The 15,824-nt window shown below is 63.5% G+C and carries 13 protein-coding genes; 11 read left to right on the forward strand and 2 right to left on the reverse strand.

All coding sequences use genetic code 11. From position 1 onward, the window contains the following. The first annotated feature begins 311 nt into the window (after positions 1-311). Both ACQB61_RS10115 and ACQB61_RS10120 read left to right on the forward strand, forming a co-directional pair. The gene (locus ACQB61_RS10115; protein WP_430512531.1) at positions 312-1,715 is read left to right on the forward strand and encodes a glycoside hydrolase family 28 protein; all 1,404 of its coding nucleotides are present in this window, start codon (positions 312-314) and stop codon (positions 1,713-1,715) included. Positions 1,716-1,848: 133 nt separating this feature from the next. Continuing rightward, positions 1,849-2,961: a glycoside hydrolase family 88/105 protein gene (locus ACQB61_RS10120; protein WP_430512532.1), complete on the forward strand. Its 1,113-nt coding sequence runs from the start codon at positions 1,849-1,851 to the stop codon at positions 2,959-2,961. A gap of 136 nt (positions 2,962-3,097) precedes the next feature. On the opposite strand, the gene ACQB61_RS10125 is transcribed toward ACQB61_RS10120, so the two are convergent. Both ACQB61_RS10125 and ACQB61_RS10130 read right to left on the reverse strand, forming a co-directional pair. Next, on the reverse strand, positions 3,098-4,159 hold the full coding sequence (locus ACQB61_RS10125; protein WP_430512533.1) for an ABC transporter ATP-binding protein: 1,062 nt from the start codon (positions 4,157-4,159) through the stop codon (positions 3,098-3,100). A gap of 12 nt (positions 4,160-4,171) precedes the next feature. Beyond that, positions 4,172-5,008: an IclR family transcriptional regulator gene (locus tag ACQB61_RS10130; RefSeq protein WP_430512534.1), complete on the reverse strand. Its 837-nt coding sequence runs from the start codon at positions 5,006-5,008 to the stop codon at positions 4,172-4,174. Between the two features lie 145 nt (positions 5,009-5,153). Here ACQB61_RS10130 and ACQB61_RS10135 point away from each other — a divergent pair, with 145 nt between their 5' ends. From ACQB61_RS10135 to ACQB61_RS10175, 9 genes are all read left to right on the forward strand, one after another. Beyond that, positions 5,154-6,392, forward strand: coding sequence for an ABC transporter substrate-binding protein (locus ACQB61_RS10135; protein WP_430512535.1), 1,239 nt, complete (start codon positions 5,154-5,156; stop codon positions 6,390-6,392). Positions 6,393-6,484: 92 nt separating this feature from the next. Then, entirely contained in the window at positions 6,485-7,372 is an 888-nt protein-coding gene (locus ACQB61_RS10140) for a carbohydrate ABC transporter permease (RefSeq protein ID WP_430512536.1), read from the forward strand. 2 nt (positions 7,373-7,374) lie between these two features. After that, the gene (locus ACQB61_RS10145; RefSeq protein ID WP_430512537.1) at positions 7,375-8,220 is read left to right on the forward strand and encodes a carbohydrate ABC transporter permease; all 846 of its coding nucleotides are present in this window, start codon (positions 7,375-7,377) and stop codon (positions 8,218-8,220) included. Next, positions 8,217-10,301 carry an alpha-galactosidase gene (locus ACQB61_RS10150; protein WP_430512538.1) on the forward strand — a complete coding sequence of 695 codons (2,085 nt, stop codon included), beginning with the start codon at positions 8,217-8,219 and terminating at the stop codon, positions 10,299-10,301. The genes ACQB61_RS10145 and ACQB61_RS10150 overlap by 4 nt, the downstream gene beginning before the upstream one ends. Before the next feature lie 114 nt (positions 10,302-10,415). Then, complete coding sequence (locus tag ACQB61_RS10155) at positions 10,416-11,186, forward strand: SDR family NAD(P)-dependent oxidoreductase (RefSeq protein ID WP_430512539.1); 771 nt, start codon at positions 10,416-10,418, stop codon at positions 11,184-11,186. Next, the gene (locus tag ACQB61_RS10160) at positions 11,183-12,100 is read left to right on the forward strand and encodes a 2-dehydro-3-deoxygalactonokinase (RefSeq protein ID WP_430512540.1); all 918 of its coding nucleotides are present in this window, start codon (positions 11,183-11,185) and stop codon (positions 12,098-12,100) included. The genes ACQB61_RS10155 and ACQB61_RS10160 overlap by 4 nt, the downstream gene beginning before the upstream one ends. A gap of 3 nt (positions 12,101-12,103) precedes the next feature. Further along, on the forward strand, positions 12,104-12,739 hold the full coding sequence (locus tag ACQB61_RS10165; protein ID WP_430512541.1) for a 2-dehydro-3-deoxy-6-phosphogalactonate aldolase: 636 nt from the start codon (positions 12,104-12,106) through the stop codon (positions 12,737-12,739). After that, positions 12,711-13,580 (forward strand): SMP-30/gluconolactonase/LRE family protein, encoded by an 870-nt coding sequence (locus ACQB61_RS10170; RefSeq protein WP_430512542.1) that lies wholly within the window; start codon positions 12,711-12,713, stop codon positions 13,578-13,580. Before ACQB61_RS10165 ends, ACQB61_RS10170 begins: the two co-directional genes overlap by 29 nt. Continuing rightward, on the forward strand, positions 13,577-15,490 hold the full coding sequence (locus tag ACQB61_RS10175; RefSeq protein ID WP_430512543.1) for a beta-galactosidase: 1,914 nt from the start codon (positions 13,577-13,579) through the stop codon (positions 15,488-15,490). The genes ACQB61_RS10170 and ACQB61_RS10175 overlap by 4 nt, the downstream gene beginning before the upstream one ends. Positions 15,491-15,824: the final 334 nt, after the last annotated feature.

The raw sequence follows: 15,824 nt of genomic DNA on the forward strand, positions 1-15,824 counted from the left end.
TTTTCTGAGAGTTCGTTTGCCCCCACCCCTCTCCCCCTCAAGGGGGAGAGGGGCCCTGCGGCGAAACGGCAGGCTCCTCAACATCCGGCAGGAACCGGCCGCCGGTAAAGCCGTGCTCCATCACGAAAACTGCCGGGAGGCATCAAGTCTCCCGGTTCCGCCAAAACCCAGGAATACGCCCGCCATGTCCACCCCCCACAACCAGCTCCCTTTGCCTCAGCGCGATTTCCCCGAGGCACATCACGCTGCGCTATCACGTGCCGGGCGCGCGCTATTCCCTGCCCAGGCCCACGGCTTGGGTGCTGACGGACATGCACAGCGGAGAAACACGGCAAGGGGCTAACGACCGGGCAGTCTTTTCGATTTTCGGCCTTGCACCCGGAGCAGATTACACACTTGGTATTGAGGGGGCTGAGCCCGTCAGCATTTCCACGCCGAAATGCTCCGGCCTTGTCGATGCACGCGATCATGGCGCCGACACGGCGCTTGAGGACAACGGGGCCGCTCTCGCCCGGGCGATTGAAGCAACGCCATACGGCGGCACGCTGCGCATCTCTGGGGGCATTTACCGCACTTCGCCGCTGATGCTGAAGTCCGGCATGACCCTTGAGATCGCCAAAGACTCCGGCCTTGCTGCAATCCATGACCGCAGCAACTGGCCAATTCTGCCTGCACATGATGCAAGCGGCGCCCCGCTGTCCAGCTGGGAAGGCGTGCCGGAAGCAGCCTATGCCAGCCTCATAACTGCCCTTGGATGCGACAATCTCACCATCTGCGGCGAAGGCATGCTTGATGGCGGCGGCGCAGAGGGCGACTGGTGGAGCTGGCCGAAGGAAACGCGCAACGGTGCCCGGCGCCCGCGCACACTTTTCCTCAGCCGCTGCACGCATGTGACGCTGGCAGGCATCACGGTGCGCAATTCTCCTTCGTGGACCGTGCACCCGCTGTTCTGCAAGGATCTGACGGCGGCAGATCTCAGGATCTGGAACCCGTCCGACTCCCCCAACACCGACGGCCTCAACCCGGAAAGCAGCGAAGACGTGCGGATTGAGGGTGTGCATTTTTCGGTTGGCGACGACTGTATCGCCATCAAGGCCGGCAAGCCGGTGCCAGAAACAGGCGCGCGCGATCACCTCGCCCCCACACGCAATGTTTTAGTCCGCAACTGCCTTATGGAGCGCGGTCATGGCGGTCTTGTCATTGGCTCTGAAATGGGCGGCGGTGTGCATGACGTAGCCGTGGAGCATTGCAGTTTCAGCCAGACCGACCGGGGCCTCAGGATCAAGACCCGGCGCGGGCGCGGTGGTTCTGTCGGCAATGTGCGTTTCTCCGATTGCGACATGGACGGCGTCGATACGGCCTTCGTCGCCAATGCCTTCTATTTCTGCGATGCAGACGGGCATTCGGACTTCGTGCAGTCCCGCGCGTCCTACCCCGTCACGGGTGAAACGCCGTCAGTCGGTGCAATCACCATCGAGAACATCAAGGTCACGAACCTGCGGCTGGCGCTTGGCGTCTTCCTCGGCCTGCCGGAAGCCCCGATAGGACCGGTCCGGATCTCGGATGTCAAAGCCTCCTACGACCCCGCGGCAAAGGCGGAGGTCCCGGTCATGGCCGATCATGTGCCGCCCATGCGCCATGAGGATCTGGTGTTTGAAGGCGCGCAGGTTGAGGACCTGCGCCAGCGGCCTGCCCGCGCGAGCCCAGCGGCCTGAGACCAAACAATCGCCGCCCCGGCGGGACGGCCCAACATTGCGCAGCGCCACAAGGCCTGCATCAAAATTCCAACCGGAAGGACGGGCACACCAGCTGTGGCCGAGCCCCTTCCCTTGCATTCAGGACGGCCCGATGACCCCGCGCTATTTCAAGGAATATCTCTCCCGCTACACCTACGCCAAGGACGGCAACTGGTGCTACGAGGACGGATGCGTCTACCGCGGCCTTGGGCTGCTTGCAGTCCAGCAGCCGCAGGAAATCTGGCGGGATGAGCTGCTGCGGCTGATCGGACCGCAGGTTGGCGAGGATGGGGCGCTGGCGGGCTACACGCAGGATGAGTTCAACATAGACCACATTCTGGCAGGCCGTGCCCTTTTCTTCCTTGAAAAGGCGGCACCCGGCGCGCATTGGGGTATCGCCATCGAACATCTGGCCGGGCAGCTTGCCAGCCATCCGCGCACGGCTGGCGGCAATTACTGGCACAAGAAGCGCTACCCGGAGCAGGTCTGGCTCGACGGGCTCTACATGGGCTTGCCGTTCCAGATCGAATACGGCATTTCCCGCAACAAGCCGGAGATGGTGGAGGACGCCCTCGCCCAGCTGAACCGGGCGCTGGACCTTACATACGTGCCTGCCACCGGCCTCTATGCCCACGCCATTGACGAGGCAAAGGTGCAGGACTGGGCCAACCCGGAAACCGGCCTCTCCCGCGCCCACTGGGCCCGCGCCCTTGGCTGGCTGGCGATGGCACTGGTGGACGTGATTGACCTCATCGGGCCGGAAAAAGCCGCCTCATCCGGCCTTCTGGATCGGGCGTCCGCCCTGCTGACCCGCATCACCGCCCTTGCTCAGCCAAAGAGCGGATTGTGGCTGCAGGTGATCGACCAGCCGGAGCTTCCCGGCAACTATGAAGAATCCTCCGCCAGCGCCATGTTTGCCTATGCCCTTATGAAGGGCGCCAGACTAAGCCTAGGAGGCCAATTTGCGGTGCCCGGCCTGAAAGCGCTCGCAAGCCTCGAAACCACCCAGCTTTACGCCGGGGATGACGGCATCGTCCGCTTGCAGAATGTCTGCGAGATGGCCGGGCTCGGCGGCTTCGGCGGCCGCGTGCGCGACGGCTCGCCTGCCTATTACCTCAGCGAACCCCTGCGCCCCGATGATCAGAAAGGCACCGGCGCACTGATGATGGCCTATGCCGAACGGCTGGCCTCGGCCAGCGCAGAGGCCCGGCGGGCTGCAAGCTGACAGACAGAATCACAAAAGGGCCGCAAGCGATTGCGGCCCTTGAGGTTTTTGGCAAATCCCCTCCGTCGCCCCCCGACGGATCGCATCGGAGATCCGGGGCCGGTGAGCCGGAAAGGACTAAAGGAGCACGCTTCCCTCACCTGATCCGGCGGCCTGCCTCGTCTGCGGTGAAATACATCGCCTGTGCCGGATCGAAGCTGACACCGGCCTGATCGCCTGCACGAAGCCCCATGTCCTCGCGCTGCTCCACGACCAGCTTGCTGCCGTTGGCGGCCATCAGATGAACGTAGGAAACGCCGCCCAGCGCCTCAACCATATCCACCTTGTGTGTGGTGCCGGAGCGCTCAATACGCAGATGCTGCGGGCGCAGACCGAAGGTGACAGGACCATCGGAAACAGGCGTCGCCGGGCGCGCAAAGACGGCATCGCCAAGCCCCGGAACCTTGAGCCCCTCGCCGCTGACGCTGGCATCAAGGAAGTTCATGGCCGGTGAGCCGATGAAGCCTGCAACGAAGCGATTGTCCGGATCGTTGTAGAGATCCAGCGGCTTGCCGACCTGCTCGATTTTCCCGGCGCGCAGCACCACAATCTTGTCGGCCAGCGTCATCGCCTCGACCTGATCATGGGTGACGTAGATCATGGTCGCGCCGATTTCCCGGTGCAGACGGGCAATCTCCACACGCATCTCGACGCGCAGTTCGGCATCAAGGTTCGACAGCGGCTCATCGAAGAGGAAGACTTCCGGCCCGCGCACGATGGCACGGCCGATGGCAACGCGCTGACGCTGCCCGCCCGAGAGTGCCTTGGGCTTGCGCGCAAGCAGCGGCTCCAGCTTCAGGATCTTCGCGGCGGCGGCCACCTTGGACTCGATTTCTGCCTTGGGATGGCCGGTCATCTTCAGGCCGAAGCCCATGTTTTCCGCCACAGTCATGTGCGGATAGAGCGCATAGGTCTGGAACACCATGGCCACACCGCGTTCGGCCGGATCCAGCGCGGTCACATCACGCGAGCCGATCCGGATCGCGCCGGATGTGGTGCTTTCGAGCCCCGCCACCATGCGCAGCAGCGTGGACTTGCCGCAGCCGGAGGGGCCGACGAAGACACAGAATTCCCCATGCTCGATCGTCAGGTCCACGCCGTGGATGACCCCGACCTCACCGAACTTCTTGACCACGTTCTCGAACGAGACGCCAGACATGGATTTCCTCCCTCAGATCTGCTTGCGTTCCGGGAACCGCCAGGCTTCCACGTCTGCAGCAATGGCGCGCGCGCAGGCCTTGAGCTGCGGGGCCAGTTGCTCCAGCCCGTCAAGGCTGTTCCGGGTTGTTGTGGATGTGACCGACAACGCGCCCAGCACGCTGCCGCCTGAAGACAGAACCGGCACGGCAAGGCAGATGATGCCCGGCTCATGCTCTTCCCTGTCAAAGGCATGGCCACTGGACCGGATCTCCTCCAGCTCGGCGAGAAGCTCCTCGCGCGAGCCGAGGGTCTTCGGCGTGAAACGGTAGAAGGACTGGCGCGCAACGGCCTGCTGCTTTGCCGCCTCCGGCAGGAAAGCGAGCATGGCCTTGCCAACGCCCGTGCAATAGGCAGGCCCCACCTTGCCGGCCTGGCTGAACATCTCCACAGGCCGGGCGGCGTTGCGCTTGTCCACATAGAGCACCTGCCCTTGATCCAGCTGCGCCAGATGCAGGGTTTCGCCCAGCTCCGCTGAAAGCTTGTCAAGCCAGGGCCGCGCCAGAGGCGCCAAAGAGCTCTGCGACCAGGCCGCATGGGCAAGCCGCACCAGCCGCACGCCGAGGGCATAGTTCTGGCTGTCAGCATCATAGGCAAGCATGCCCTGATGGGTCAGCGTCTGCAGCAGGCGGTAGAGCGTTGCCTTCGGATAAGGGCTTTGGGCCAAAATGTCGGTGAAGCGCACCGGGCGGCCCGCCTGCGCCACCAGATCGAGCACAGCCAGCGCCTTGCCGACGGTGCCATCACCGCCCTGCTCCGCATCCGCTCCGCTGACACTGGCTTCATCCGCCTTTGGCTGCTTCGTGCTCATAGTCTTCAGACCTCTCGCCCGGCCCACCGGGGTGCGCCTGCTGCTTGACAGTCCTAAAGCTTCGCATCATAGTTTTCAATATGCAAGACTAGGTTTCATTATTTGGAACCTCCTTGCCAAAGAATGCAGTCTGGGAGGAGACGAAATGACAGTTGCCAAGCTCAGGCTGGCGGCCTTTGCCGCAGCCTTGATGGTGTCCGGTTCGGCGTTGGCTGAGCAGCGGACACTTGTTTTCAACACCGACATGTCAGACCCGGCGCCCAAGGCTGCGCTGGAAGAACTGATCACCATGTTCGAGGCGGAAAACCCGGACGTGAAGGTGAAGGTCAACATCTTCGACCATGAGGGCTACAAGACCGCCATCCGCAATTTCATGACCGCAGATGCGCCTGACCTGGCCAGCTGGTATGCCGGCAACCGCATGGCGCCCTTCGTCAAGGCCGGGCAGTTCATGGATGTCAGCGATGTCTGGGAGAAGAACGGCCTCGGACAGAAGCTCTCGGCCTCAAAGCCGTCGATGACCATCGACGGCAAACAGTGGGGCGTGCCCTACACCTATTATCAGTGGGGCATCTACTACAACAAGGATGTCTACAAGCAGGTGGGCGTGAGCGAGCCGAAGACCTGGGACGAGTTCATCGCCAACTGCGCCAAGTTCAAGGCTGCGGGCATTGACTGCGTAACCACCGGTTCCAAGGCCCTGTGGCCGATTGCAGGCATCTTCGATTATCTGAGCCTGCGCACCAACGGCTACGAATTCCATATGGATCTGACGTCCGGCAAGATTGCCTGGACGGATGACAGGGTGAAGGCCGTCTTCGCCGAATGGGCCAAGCTGGTGGAGCCGGGCTATGTCACCGCCAATCACACGGCCATCGACTGGCAGGACGCGGTTGCCCTTCTGGTTCAGGGCAAGGCCGCAAACTACGTCATGGGTAACTTTGCCGTTGCCGCCTTCAAGGACGGCGGCATGACAAATGACAACCTCGGCTTCATGGTCTTCCCGGAGATCACCACTGGCCTGCCGCGTGCTGAAGAGGCACCGACGGACACGATCCACATTCCCGCTGGCGCCAAGAATGCAGAGGACGCCAAGACGTTTCTCGCCTTTGTCACCCGTGCAGACATTCAGACAGCTCTGAACAAGCGCCTTGGCCAGCTGCCGGTCAACAACGAGGCAACGGTGGATGCCGCCGACCCGTTCCTGAGTCAGGGCTTTGAAACGGTGTCGACAGCTTCGGCCGTGGCTCAGTTCTTCGACCGCGACGCCCCGGCCGAAATGGCGAAGGCTGCCATGGAGGGCTTCCAGGAATACATGGTCAAGCCAGACCGGCTCGACAAGATCCTCGAACGCCTCGAGAAAGTGCGCCAGCGCGTCTACTGAGCCACGCTTGGCCGGCCCTTGCGGGCGGCCTTCCCAGAAACGTCCTCCGGAGCTGATCCGGGGGACTTGTTCCCGAAAGATCCGAGGCCCAGATGACCGCCTTCTGGAAAGCGCGCCAGCGCATCCTTGCCCCGTGGCTGTTCCTTGCGCCCGGCGCCCTGATGTTCGTTTTCTACGTGATTGCGCCGGTCTTCCAGTCGGTCAGCATCTCCTTCTATGACTGGGACGGCATCGGCACGGCACAGTGGATTGGCGCTGACAACTACGCTGAGCTGCTGGATGACGAGGCCTTCTACGTCTCGCTGAAGAACAACGTCATTTGGCTCGCGCTCTACATGCTGGCCATTCCGGCAGGCCTGATGATCGCCATTTTCCTGAACCAGACGGTCTGGGGCATCCGGGTCTACAAGTCCCTGTTCTTCTTTCCCTTCGTCATCAGCCAGGTCGTCGTCGGCCTGATGTTCTCCTGGTTCTATGCCCCGAATTTTGGCCTGTTCTACAAGCTGATCGAGGCCTTGACCGGTCAAGGCGTTGCTATTCTGGCGGAAGAGAACCTCGTCACCTATGGCATCATCGCTGCGGGCCTGTGGCCGCAGATCGCCTATGTGATGATCCTCTATCTCACCGGCCTCAATAACGTGGCTCCCGACCAGATCGAGGCTGCGCGCCTGGACGGAGCCAAGGGCTGGAAAATGCTGTGGTACGTGATCCTGCCGCAGTTGCGCCCGGCCACCTTCATTGCGGTGATCGTCACCGTGATCGGTGCACTGCGCTCCTTTGACCTTGTGTCGATCATGACATCCGGCGGGCCATTCGGCTCCTCACGCGTGCTCTCCTTCTACATGTACGAGCAGGCCCTGTCCGAATACGGCTTCCGCATGGGCTATGGCGCGGCGATTGCCGTGGTGCTTTTCGCCATCATGATGATCTTCATTTCCGGCTTCATCTGGAAGATGTGGCGCGACGAGAAGGAACACTGAGCATGTTTCCCCGTCCTATCCATCAACTCCCGGCCCCGGCCCGCGCCCTCTACAAGGCCGCCCTGCCCGTGGCACTGGTTCTCTGGCTGCTGCCGCTTCTCGGCGTAGCGCTCACCTCGCTGCGCCCCTCCTCCGATCTGGCGTCCGGCAATTATTTCGGCATGCCCTCGGCTATCGCTTTCGACAACTATGTCACCATCTTCCAGAACTCGCCGATAGCGGCCTACATCCTCAACAGCTTCAAGGTGACGATCCCGACCGTCATCGGTGCTGTTGCGCTGTCCTGCATGACGGGCTTTGCGCTCGCCATCTACAAGTTCCGCTCCAACCTGCTGGTATTCTTCCTGTTCGTGGCGGGCAACTTCGTGCCCTTCCAGATCCTGATGGTGCCGGTGCGCGACCTGACGCTGCAAATGGGGCTCTACGATACGATCACCGGCCTTGCCCTGTTCCACATCGCCTTCCAGACCGGCTTCTGCACCCTGTTCATGCGCAACTTCATCAAGGCGCTACCCTATGAGTTGATCGAGGCCGCACGGGTGGAAGGCGTGAGCGAGCTGAAGATTTTCTGGTATGTGGTCATGCCCCTGATGCGCCCGGCCATTGCCGCCCTGTCAGTGCTGATCTTCACCTTCATCTGGAATGACTATTTCTGGGCCATGGTGCTGACAACAGGCGCAGACACCCAGCCGGTCACTGCCGGGCTCAACTCGCTCAACGGCCAGTGGATTGCCGCCTGGCACCTTGTCTCTGCCGGATCGATCATCGCCGCCCTGCCCCCCGTTCTGATGTTCTTCCTGATGCAGAAGCACTTCATCGCCGGGCTGACGCTGGGAGCCGTGAAATGACCATGAGCACCGCCCAGCACTGGCGGCTGGACTGCGACAGCCAGAGCCTTGTTCTCACGTCTTCCGGCGGTGTGCCCGAAGCCATCTACTGGGGGCCTCGCCTTCCTGACGGTGAGGATCTTGCAGGTCTCGTGGCTGCAAGCCGCTCAGATCTGACCGGCGGCATGCTGGATGCCCTGCCCCCGCTCAACCTCTGTCCGGTGCAGGGCAATGACTGGCAGGGTCAGCCGGGCCTCGTGCTGCGCTCGGCTGAGGGCGAGCTGCTGCAACCCCGCTTTGCCTTCCATGAAGCCCGCCAGAGCGCGGGACGGCTGGAGCTTGTTTCCACCTCAGCAGGCCTCACCCTCACCCATGTGATTGAAGCGGCTGAGACCGGCGTTTTCGTGCTGCGCACCCGTCTGGAGTGCGATGCGCCTGTCCGCGTGGACTGGCTCGCCGCGCCCGTGCTGCCAGTGCCGCAGAGCGCAGAACAGATCCTTGATCCGGCAGGCAAGTGGATCGGCGAATTCCGCATGCAGTCCACCCCCTGGACGACCGGCATCCGCCAGCGCGAGGCCCGCACTGGCCGTTCGGGTCAGGAACACCCGCCCTATGCGCTGTTCACGGAACCGGGCTGCCACAACACCTCCGGCGAGGTGCGCGCCCTCCATTACGCATGGACCGGCGGCCACCGGTTTGTGGCGGAAGAGCTTTATGACGGACGCAGGCAGGTGCAGTTCGGCCATGCCGGCAACAGCGAACATGCGGCTGGAACCTGCTTTGAAACGGCTGACCTCATCGCCGCAGTCTCCACCTCGGGCCTCAATGGCATTGCTACGGCCTTCCAGCGCGACATCCACGACCGGGTGGTCACATGGCCAGATCCGGCCCGCCCCCGGCCCGTGCATTACAACTGCTGGGAAGCCATCTACTTTAACCACGAACTTTCCGCCCTCACCGAAATCGCCGCCAAGGCGGCCGCCATCGGGGCGGAGCGTTTCGTGCTGGATGACGGCTGGTTCGGCCGGCGCGATGATGACACCACGAGCCTTGGCGACTGGACCGTGGACCGCCGCAAATGGCCGGACGGGCTGACACCACTCATTGAGGCGGTTCACAAGCTGGGAATGACCTTCGGCCTGTGGTTCGAGCCGGAGATGGTGAGTGAGGACAGTGACCTTTACCGCGCCCATCCGGACTGGATTCTGGGCCCGGCAAACCAGACCCGCGGACGCAATCAACTGGTGCTGAACATGGCGCTGGAGCCGGTGCGCGATCATCTGTTTGCGGCGATCTCCGCCCTGCTTTCCACCTATGCCATCGACTACATCAAGTGGGATCACAACCGCCTGCTTCCCGTGGTGGACGCAGCGCAGGCGCGCGGCACGCTGGCGCTGCTGGCACGGCTGCGTGCGGCTCATCCAGCGGTCGAGATCGAAAGCTGCGCCTCCGGCGGCGGGCGGATTGATGCCGGCATCCTCGCCCACACCCAGCGGGTCTGGCTGTCGGACAGCAACGACGCACTTGAGCGCCTGCGCATCCAGCATGATGCGGCGCTGTTCCTGCCAGCCTCAGTCACCGGCAGTCATGTGGGCCCGCGCCATTGCCACACCTCGGGCCGAGTTCTGTCCATGAGCCTGCGCGCCCGCGTGGCGGCCCAGCGCCATATGGGCTTCGAGATGGACCTGCGCGAGCTTGATCCAGAAGAGATGGCCATTCTGACCGCCGTTACCGCCTGGTGGAAAGCCAACCGGGACTGGCTGATGCACGCAGACATCCTGCGCCTTGATGCGGCGGACCCGTCCGTCACCGCCGAAATGCAGCTGGCACGGGATGGCAGCCGCTTCGTGCTGTCCTCCGGTCAGGCGGCAGCGCCTGCACAGGCCCTGCCCCGCCCGCTTAAGCTGACCGGGCTGGATCCGGCGGCGCGCTACCGGCTGACACTGCTCAACCCGGAAGATGCGCCGCCCCAGTCGCGCGGGGCCTGCGCCCTGAAGAGCGGACCGGTGACGCTCTCCGGAGCAGCGCTGATGCAGCAGGGCATCATGCTGCCCGTGGCATGGCCGGGCACGCTTTTCACGGTGGAAGGAGCCCGCCTCTGAGGCCGGACGGCTTGCCCGGCCTATCTTTCCATCCGCATAAAGACACACACTGAAATATCCGCGGCAGCCGAAGCAGCAGCTCAACCCGCCGCCGGAACCTGAAGGGGCTACATCATGAACGCACAGCCGGTCTTTCCCGATCTCAAGGGTGCATCCGTCTTCATCACCGGCGGCGGCTCCGGTATTGGCGCCAGCCTGACGGAAGCCTTCCTGCGGCAGGGCTGCAAGGTGGCCTTCGTGCAGCGCTCCGATGCCTCGGGCTTTTGCGATGAGATGGAAACGAAAACCGGCAGCCGCCCCTTGTTCCTGCCCTGTGACATCACCGATATCGACGCCTTGAAGAGCGCGATTGCCAAGGCTGCGGAAGCGCATGGCACGATCACGGTTCTCGTCAACAACGCCGCCAACGACCAGCGCCACAACACGCTGGACGTGACGCCGGAGTACTGGGACTGGGCCATGGCCATCAACCTGAAGGCCTATTTCTTTGCGGCGCAGGCGGTCATCCCCGGCATGCAGAAGGCTGGCGGCGGTTCGATCATCAACTTCAGCTCTATCAGCTACATGATGGGCAACGGCGGATTCCCGGCCTACACCTCAGCAAACTCCGCCATCAACGGCCTGACCCGCAGCCTTGCCCGCGACTTCGGCCCCGACCGCATCCGCGTCAACGCGCTTGCTCCCGGCTGGGTGCTGACGCAGAAGCAAAAGGACCTTTGGGTCACGCCCGAGGCCCTCGCAGGCCACGTGGAGCGCCAGTGCCTGAAGGACACACTGGAGCCGGACGACATTACCGGCGGCTGCTTGTTCCTCGCCTCCTCTGCTTCGAAGATGATGACCGGACAGGCGCTCGTCATCGACGGCGGCGTGGTGGTGACGGGATGAACGCGACACTCTCTCCAGAATGGATCGCCGCCGACTGGGGCACCACGCATCTGCGTGTCTTTGCCATGGAAGGTACCTCCGTTCTGGCGCAAGCCTCCTCGCCCAAGGGCATGGCGAGCCTTGCGAGACATGAATTCGAGGGTGCGCTGCTGGAACTGATCGCCGATTGGCTGCCGGAAGGCCGCAAGACGCAGGTGATTGCCTGCGGCATGGTGGGCAGCCGTCAGGGCTGGGTGGAAGCGCCCTATGCCGCTGTGCCATGCCCGCCGCTGCAGGCCAGCGCCATGGTCGAGGCGCCTGTTGCTGACCCGCGCCTGTCAGTCTGGATCATTCCGGGCCTCAGCCAGAACACGCCCGCCGATGTGATGCGCGGCGAGGAGACCCAGATCGCCGGTTTCCTTGCAGACAACTCCAGCTTCTCCGGCACGCTCTGCCTGCCTGGTACGCACAGCAAATGGGTGCGCATTGAACGCGGCACGGTCACTTCTTTCAGCACCTTCATGACGGGCGAACTCTTTGCCCTTCTGTCCAAGTCCTCTGTTCTGCGCCATGGCATGGCGGATGACGGCTGGGATGCGAAGGCCTTTGCAGGCGGCGTGACGGCTGGACTTGCCCGGCCGGACATGCTGGCAGCCGCCCTCTTCCCGCTCCGGGCGGAGGGACTGCTGCATGGTCTTGGTGCAGCATCCGCGCGCGCGCATCTGTCCGGTCTCCTCATCGGAGCAGAGATTGCAGTAGTGCGGCAGGACGTGTCAGGTGAAGTGGCACTAATTGGTGCCCCTGCGCTTTCAGCGCACTATCTGGCGGCGCTGAAACTGGCGGGCCTTGACGCGCGCGCAACGGCGGGCGAAAGCCTGACACTGGCTGGACTTGGGCTTGCGCGCCGGGTCCTCACGGAAAACCAGAAAGGCTGACTGATGCGTCCCTTGATTGCCATTCTGCGCGGTATCACCCCTGCCGAAGCCCTGCCGGTGTGCGAGCGCCTGATCGCCGCCGGTTTCACCCGCATCGAAGTGCCGCTCAACTCGCCCGATCCCTTCACCAGTATCTCCGCCATGGTGCGTGAGTTTGGCGACAGCGCCATCATCGGCGCGGGCACAGTGCTGACGGTGGAGGACGTAATGAAGCTCTCCGACACCGGCGCCCGCATGGCCGTGTCGCCGAACTGCGATCCGTCCGTCATCCGCGCCACAAAGATTGCCCGCATGCAGTCCTTCCCCGGCGTCATGACCCCGACCGAGTGTTTCACCGCCCTGCAGGCCGGCGCTGACGGGCTGAAGCTCTTCCCGGCAGGCCTTCTGGGCGCCGAGGGCGTCAAAGCCATCCGCGCCGTGCTGCCAAAAGAAACCCGGCTTTATGCCGTGGGCGGCGCCGGGCCGGACAACTTTGCCGACTGGCTGAAGGTGGGCATCGATGGCTTCGGCATTGGCACCGCGCTCTACGTGCCGGGGCTGACGGTTGGGGACGTTGAAACCCGCGCCCGCGCCATGGTGCAGGCCTTCGACATCGCCAAGGGGGCGCAAGATGAGTGCAACTGTTTCCTCCGTCTTTGACGCAACCGTCTGTGAGCTGGGTGAAGGCCCGCTCTGGCACCCGGTGCGCCGCCAGCTTTTCTGGTTCGACATCCTGAACAAGAGCCTGCTGACACAGGAAAACGACCACACCCGCATCTACCGCTTCGAGACAATGGTGTCGGCCGCCGGCTGGGTGGACGAGCGCAAGCTGCTGATCGCCAGCGACCGGGAGCTGTTCTCCTTCGACGTTGAAACGGGCGCGGCCCGCACACTCTGCGCGCTGGAGGCGGACAATCCGGCCACCCGTTCCAACGATGGCCGCGCCGACCCCTATGGCGGCTTCTGGATCGGCACCATGGGCAAGAACGCCGAGAAGGACGCAGGCGCCATTTACCGCTGGTACCGGGGCGAGCTGCGCAAGCTGTTTGCCCCCATCACCATCTCCAATTCCATCGCCTTCGCGCCTGATGGCGAGACGGCCTTCTTCTCGGACACAGTGACGGGCCGCGTCATGCGCGTAACCCTTGACGACTCCGGCTGGCCAAAGGGTGAGCCGGAAGTCTTCCTCGATCTGACTTCCGAAGGCCGGAATCCCGACGGGGCAGTGGTGGATGAAAGCGGTCTTCTGTGGCTGGCCGAATGGGGCTCGTCCCGCGTTGCCGCCTATGCGCCGGATGGCAGCTTTGTTCGGGACATTGCGCTCGATGCACCGCACACCAGCTGCCCGGCCTTTGGCGGCGATGACCTTGGCACCCTCTTCTGCACCAGCGCCCGTCAGGGCCTTGGCGCCAGTGCCCGGGCAGCAAAGCCGCTTTCCGGCATGACCTTTGCCGCCGCCAGCGGGGCGCGCGGCCAGAAAGAGCACCGAGTAAACCTGTGACTGACCGCACCCGCGCCCTTGGCGTCTGCTATTATCCCGAACACTGGCCCGCCGGCCAGTGGGCCGAAGACGCGGCCCGCATGAAGGAAATCGGCCTCACCTATGTGCGCATCGGCGAATTCGCCTGGGCGCGCATTGAAGCCGAGCCCGGCTCGCTGGACTGGGCGTGGCTGGATGAAGCCATCGAGGTCCTGGGCAAGGCAGGCCTCAAGGCGGTGCTGGGTACGCCAACAGCAACGCCGCCGCGCTGGGTGCTGAACCGCCATCCGGACATGATCGCGCTGGATGCGCAAGGGCGTCCGCGCGGCTTCGGCTCGCGCCGCCACTACTGCTTCTCCCATGAAGGCTACCGGCGGGAATGCGCCCGCATCGTCACGCTGATGGCCGAACGCTATGGCCGCAATCCGCATGTAGCCGCCTGGCAGACCGACAACGAATACGGCTGCCATGACACGATCCTCAGCTATTCCACCGCGGCCCGCGATGCCTTCCGCAACTGGCTGGCGCGCAAATATCAGTCGCCGCAGGCGCTGAACCGGGCCTGGGGCAACATCTTCTGGTCCATGGACTATGCCGGCTTTGAGGAAATCGAGCTGCCGAACCTGACCGTGACCGAGCCGAATCCGGCCCATGTCATGGACTTCCGCCGCTTCTCTTCTGATCAGGTGGTCAGCTTCAACCGGCTGCAGACGGACATCATCCGCCGCCATTCCGATGCACCCATTACCCACAACTACATGGGCCGTATCGTCGAATTCGATCATTACGCCGTAGGCGCCGATCTCGATATCGCAAGCTGGGATGCCTACCCGATCGGCTTTCTCTCCGACCGGCTGGAAGCAAGCCCCGAGCACAAGCGCCGCTATCTGCGTCAGGGCGACCCGGACTTTCAGGCCTTCCACCACGATCTCTACCGCGCCGTCGGCAAGGGCCGCTGGTGGATCATGGAGCAGCAGCCTGGCCCGGTGAACTGGGCGCCCTATAACCCCGACCCGCTGCCGGGCATGGCACGGCTCTGGGCCTGGGAAGCCTTTGCCCATGGGGCGGAAGCTGTGTGTTACTTCCGCTGGCGGCAGGCTCCTTTCGCGCAGGAGCAGATGCATGCCGGCCTGCTGCGCCCCGACAGCGCCGCCGCCCCCGCCTATCACGAGGCTGCAAAGGTGGCCGAAGAGCTGAAGGCCCTGCCCGTCACCGCTGTGGCAAAGGCGAAAGTGGCTCTCGTCTTCGACTACGAAAGCGCCTGGGCCTGGACCATCCAGCCGCAAGGCAAGGATTTCGACTACTTCGCCCTGCTGTTCCATATGTACAAGGGCCTGCGCCGCCTTGGCCTTTCCGTCGATATACTGCCGCCAACGGCACAGGATTTCAGCAGCTACAGCCTTGTGCTGGTGCCTGGGCTCTTTACCCTGACCGGGGCACTGAAGGGCGCGCTTGCTGCTTCAGGTGCCGCTGTCATTGCCGGGCCGCGCTTCAATTCCAAGACGCCGGACTTCACCATACCTGTGCCGCTTCCGCCCGCCCTGCCGGGGCTGGACTGCCTCGTGGCGCGCGTCGAAAGCCTGCCGCCTACGGCCCCCGTGCCGCTTGTGGCGGGCGGTGCCTTCACTGGCTGGCGCGAGGTTCTGGAAGGAACTGCCGAAGTGGTGGAAGAGGCCGTGGATGGCACGCCTGCTGCCATGCACGCAGGCAACTTCATCTATCTCGGCGGCTGGCCGGACGAGGAAGCCCTCGACCGTATCCTGCGCAGCGCCGTGATTGATGCCGGGCTGGAGTTCACGGACATGCCAGAAGGCATCCGCCAGCGCGACACGGCTACGCACCGCTTCCTCTTCAACTACGGCCCGGAGCCGGTCCACTTCGCCGGGCACCACATTCCGGCAGCCGGCGCCGTCTGGGTACCGCTCGGCTAAAACAAAAAGCCCCGGCGCAATCCTGCGGCGGGGCGATCATTCTGTTTGAGACCTTGTTTTCCGTCTTTGTGGCGGCCGGCGCAGGGCTGCCAATCCGAGGAGGCCACTCATCGGGCAGACACTGCGCCGGCCTTGCCCCACGGACCCAGGAGATGCGGCGGACCCAGGCGCCCCGTAGGGTATTCAGTTCAATCTGCTGAAATACATGCCCTGCTTTCCCACAGGTGCCCTTTAAATACAGGAATTACAGTAGCGAATCGGCATGGGAAATCAATCAGCGCAGCTTCTACCTCCGCCAAATCGTAAAAAGTTAGTAAACTTGTAACCTTAATTC

It is taken from the genome of Pannonibacter phragmitetus, from assembly GCF_050510895.1.
In the GTDB taxonomy this organism is placed as follows: Bacteria; Pseudomonadota; Alphaproteobacteria; order Rhizobiales; family Stappiaceae; genus Pannonibacter; species Pannonibacter phragmitetus_B.

What these genes read in the sequence shown, in the direction of transcription:
- ACQB61_RS10165 (WP_430512541.1), top strand. Translation starts at nt 12,104, where the DNA reads ATGCGTCCCTTGATTGCCATTCTGCGCGGTATCACCCCTGCCGAAGCC.
- ACQB61_RS10125 (WP_430512533.1), bottom strand. Translation starts at nt 4,159, where the DNA reads ATGTCTGGCGTCTCGTTCGAGAACGTGGTCAAGAAGTTCGGTGAGGTC.
- ACQB61_RS10115 (WP_430512531.1), top strand. Translation starts at nt 312, where the DNA reads ATGCACAGCGGAGAAACACGGCAAGGGGCTAACGACCGGGCAGTCTTT.
- ACQB61_RS10135 (WP_430512535.1), top strand. Translation starts at nt 5,154, where the DNA reads ATGACAGTTGCCAAGCTCAGGCTGGCGGCCTTTGCCGCAGCCTTGATG.
- ACQB61_RS10170 (WP_430512542.1), top strand. Translation starts at nt 12,711, where the DNA reads ATGAGTGCAACTGTTTCCTCCGTCTTTGACGCAACCGTCTGTGAGCTG.
- ACQB61_RS10120 (WP_430512532.1), top strand. Translation starts at nt 1,849, where the DNA reads ATGACCCCGCGCTATTTCAAGGAATATCTCTCCCGCTACACCTACGCC.
- ACQB61_RS10160 (WP_430512540.1), top strand. Translation starts at nt 11,183, where the DNA reads ATGAACGCGACACTCTCTCCAGAATGGATCGCCGCCGACTGGGGCACC.
- ACQB61_RS10140 (WP_430512536.1), top strand. Translation starts at nt 6,485, where the DNA reads ATGACCGCCTTCTGGAAAGCGCGCCAGCGCATCCTTGCCCCGTGGCTG.
- ACQB61_RS10130 (WP_430512534.1), bottom strand. Translation starts at nt 5,008, where the DNA reads ATGAGCACGAAGCAGCCAAAGGCGGATGAAGCCAGTGTCAGCGGAGCG.
- ACQB61_RS10155 (WP_430512539.1), top strand. Translation starts at nt 10,416, where the DNA reads ATGAACGCACAGCCGGTCTTTCCCGATCTCAAGGGTGCATCCGTCTTC.
- ACQB61_RS10150 (WP_430512538.1), top strand. Translation starts at nt 8,217, where the DNA reads ATGACCATGAGCACCGCCCAGCACTGGCGGCTGGACTGCGACAGCCAG.
- ACQB61_RS10145 (WP_430512537.1), top strand. Translation starts at nt 7,375, where the DNA reads ATGTTTCCCCGTCCTATCCATCAACTCCCGGCCCCGGCCCGCGCCCTC.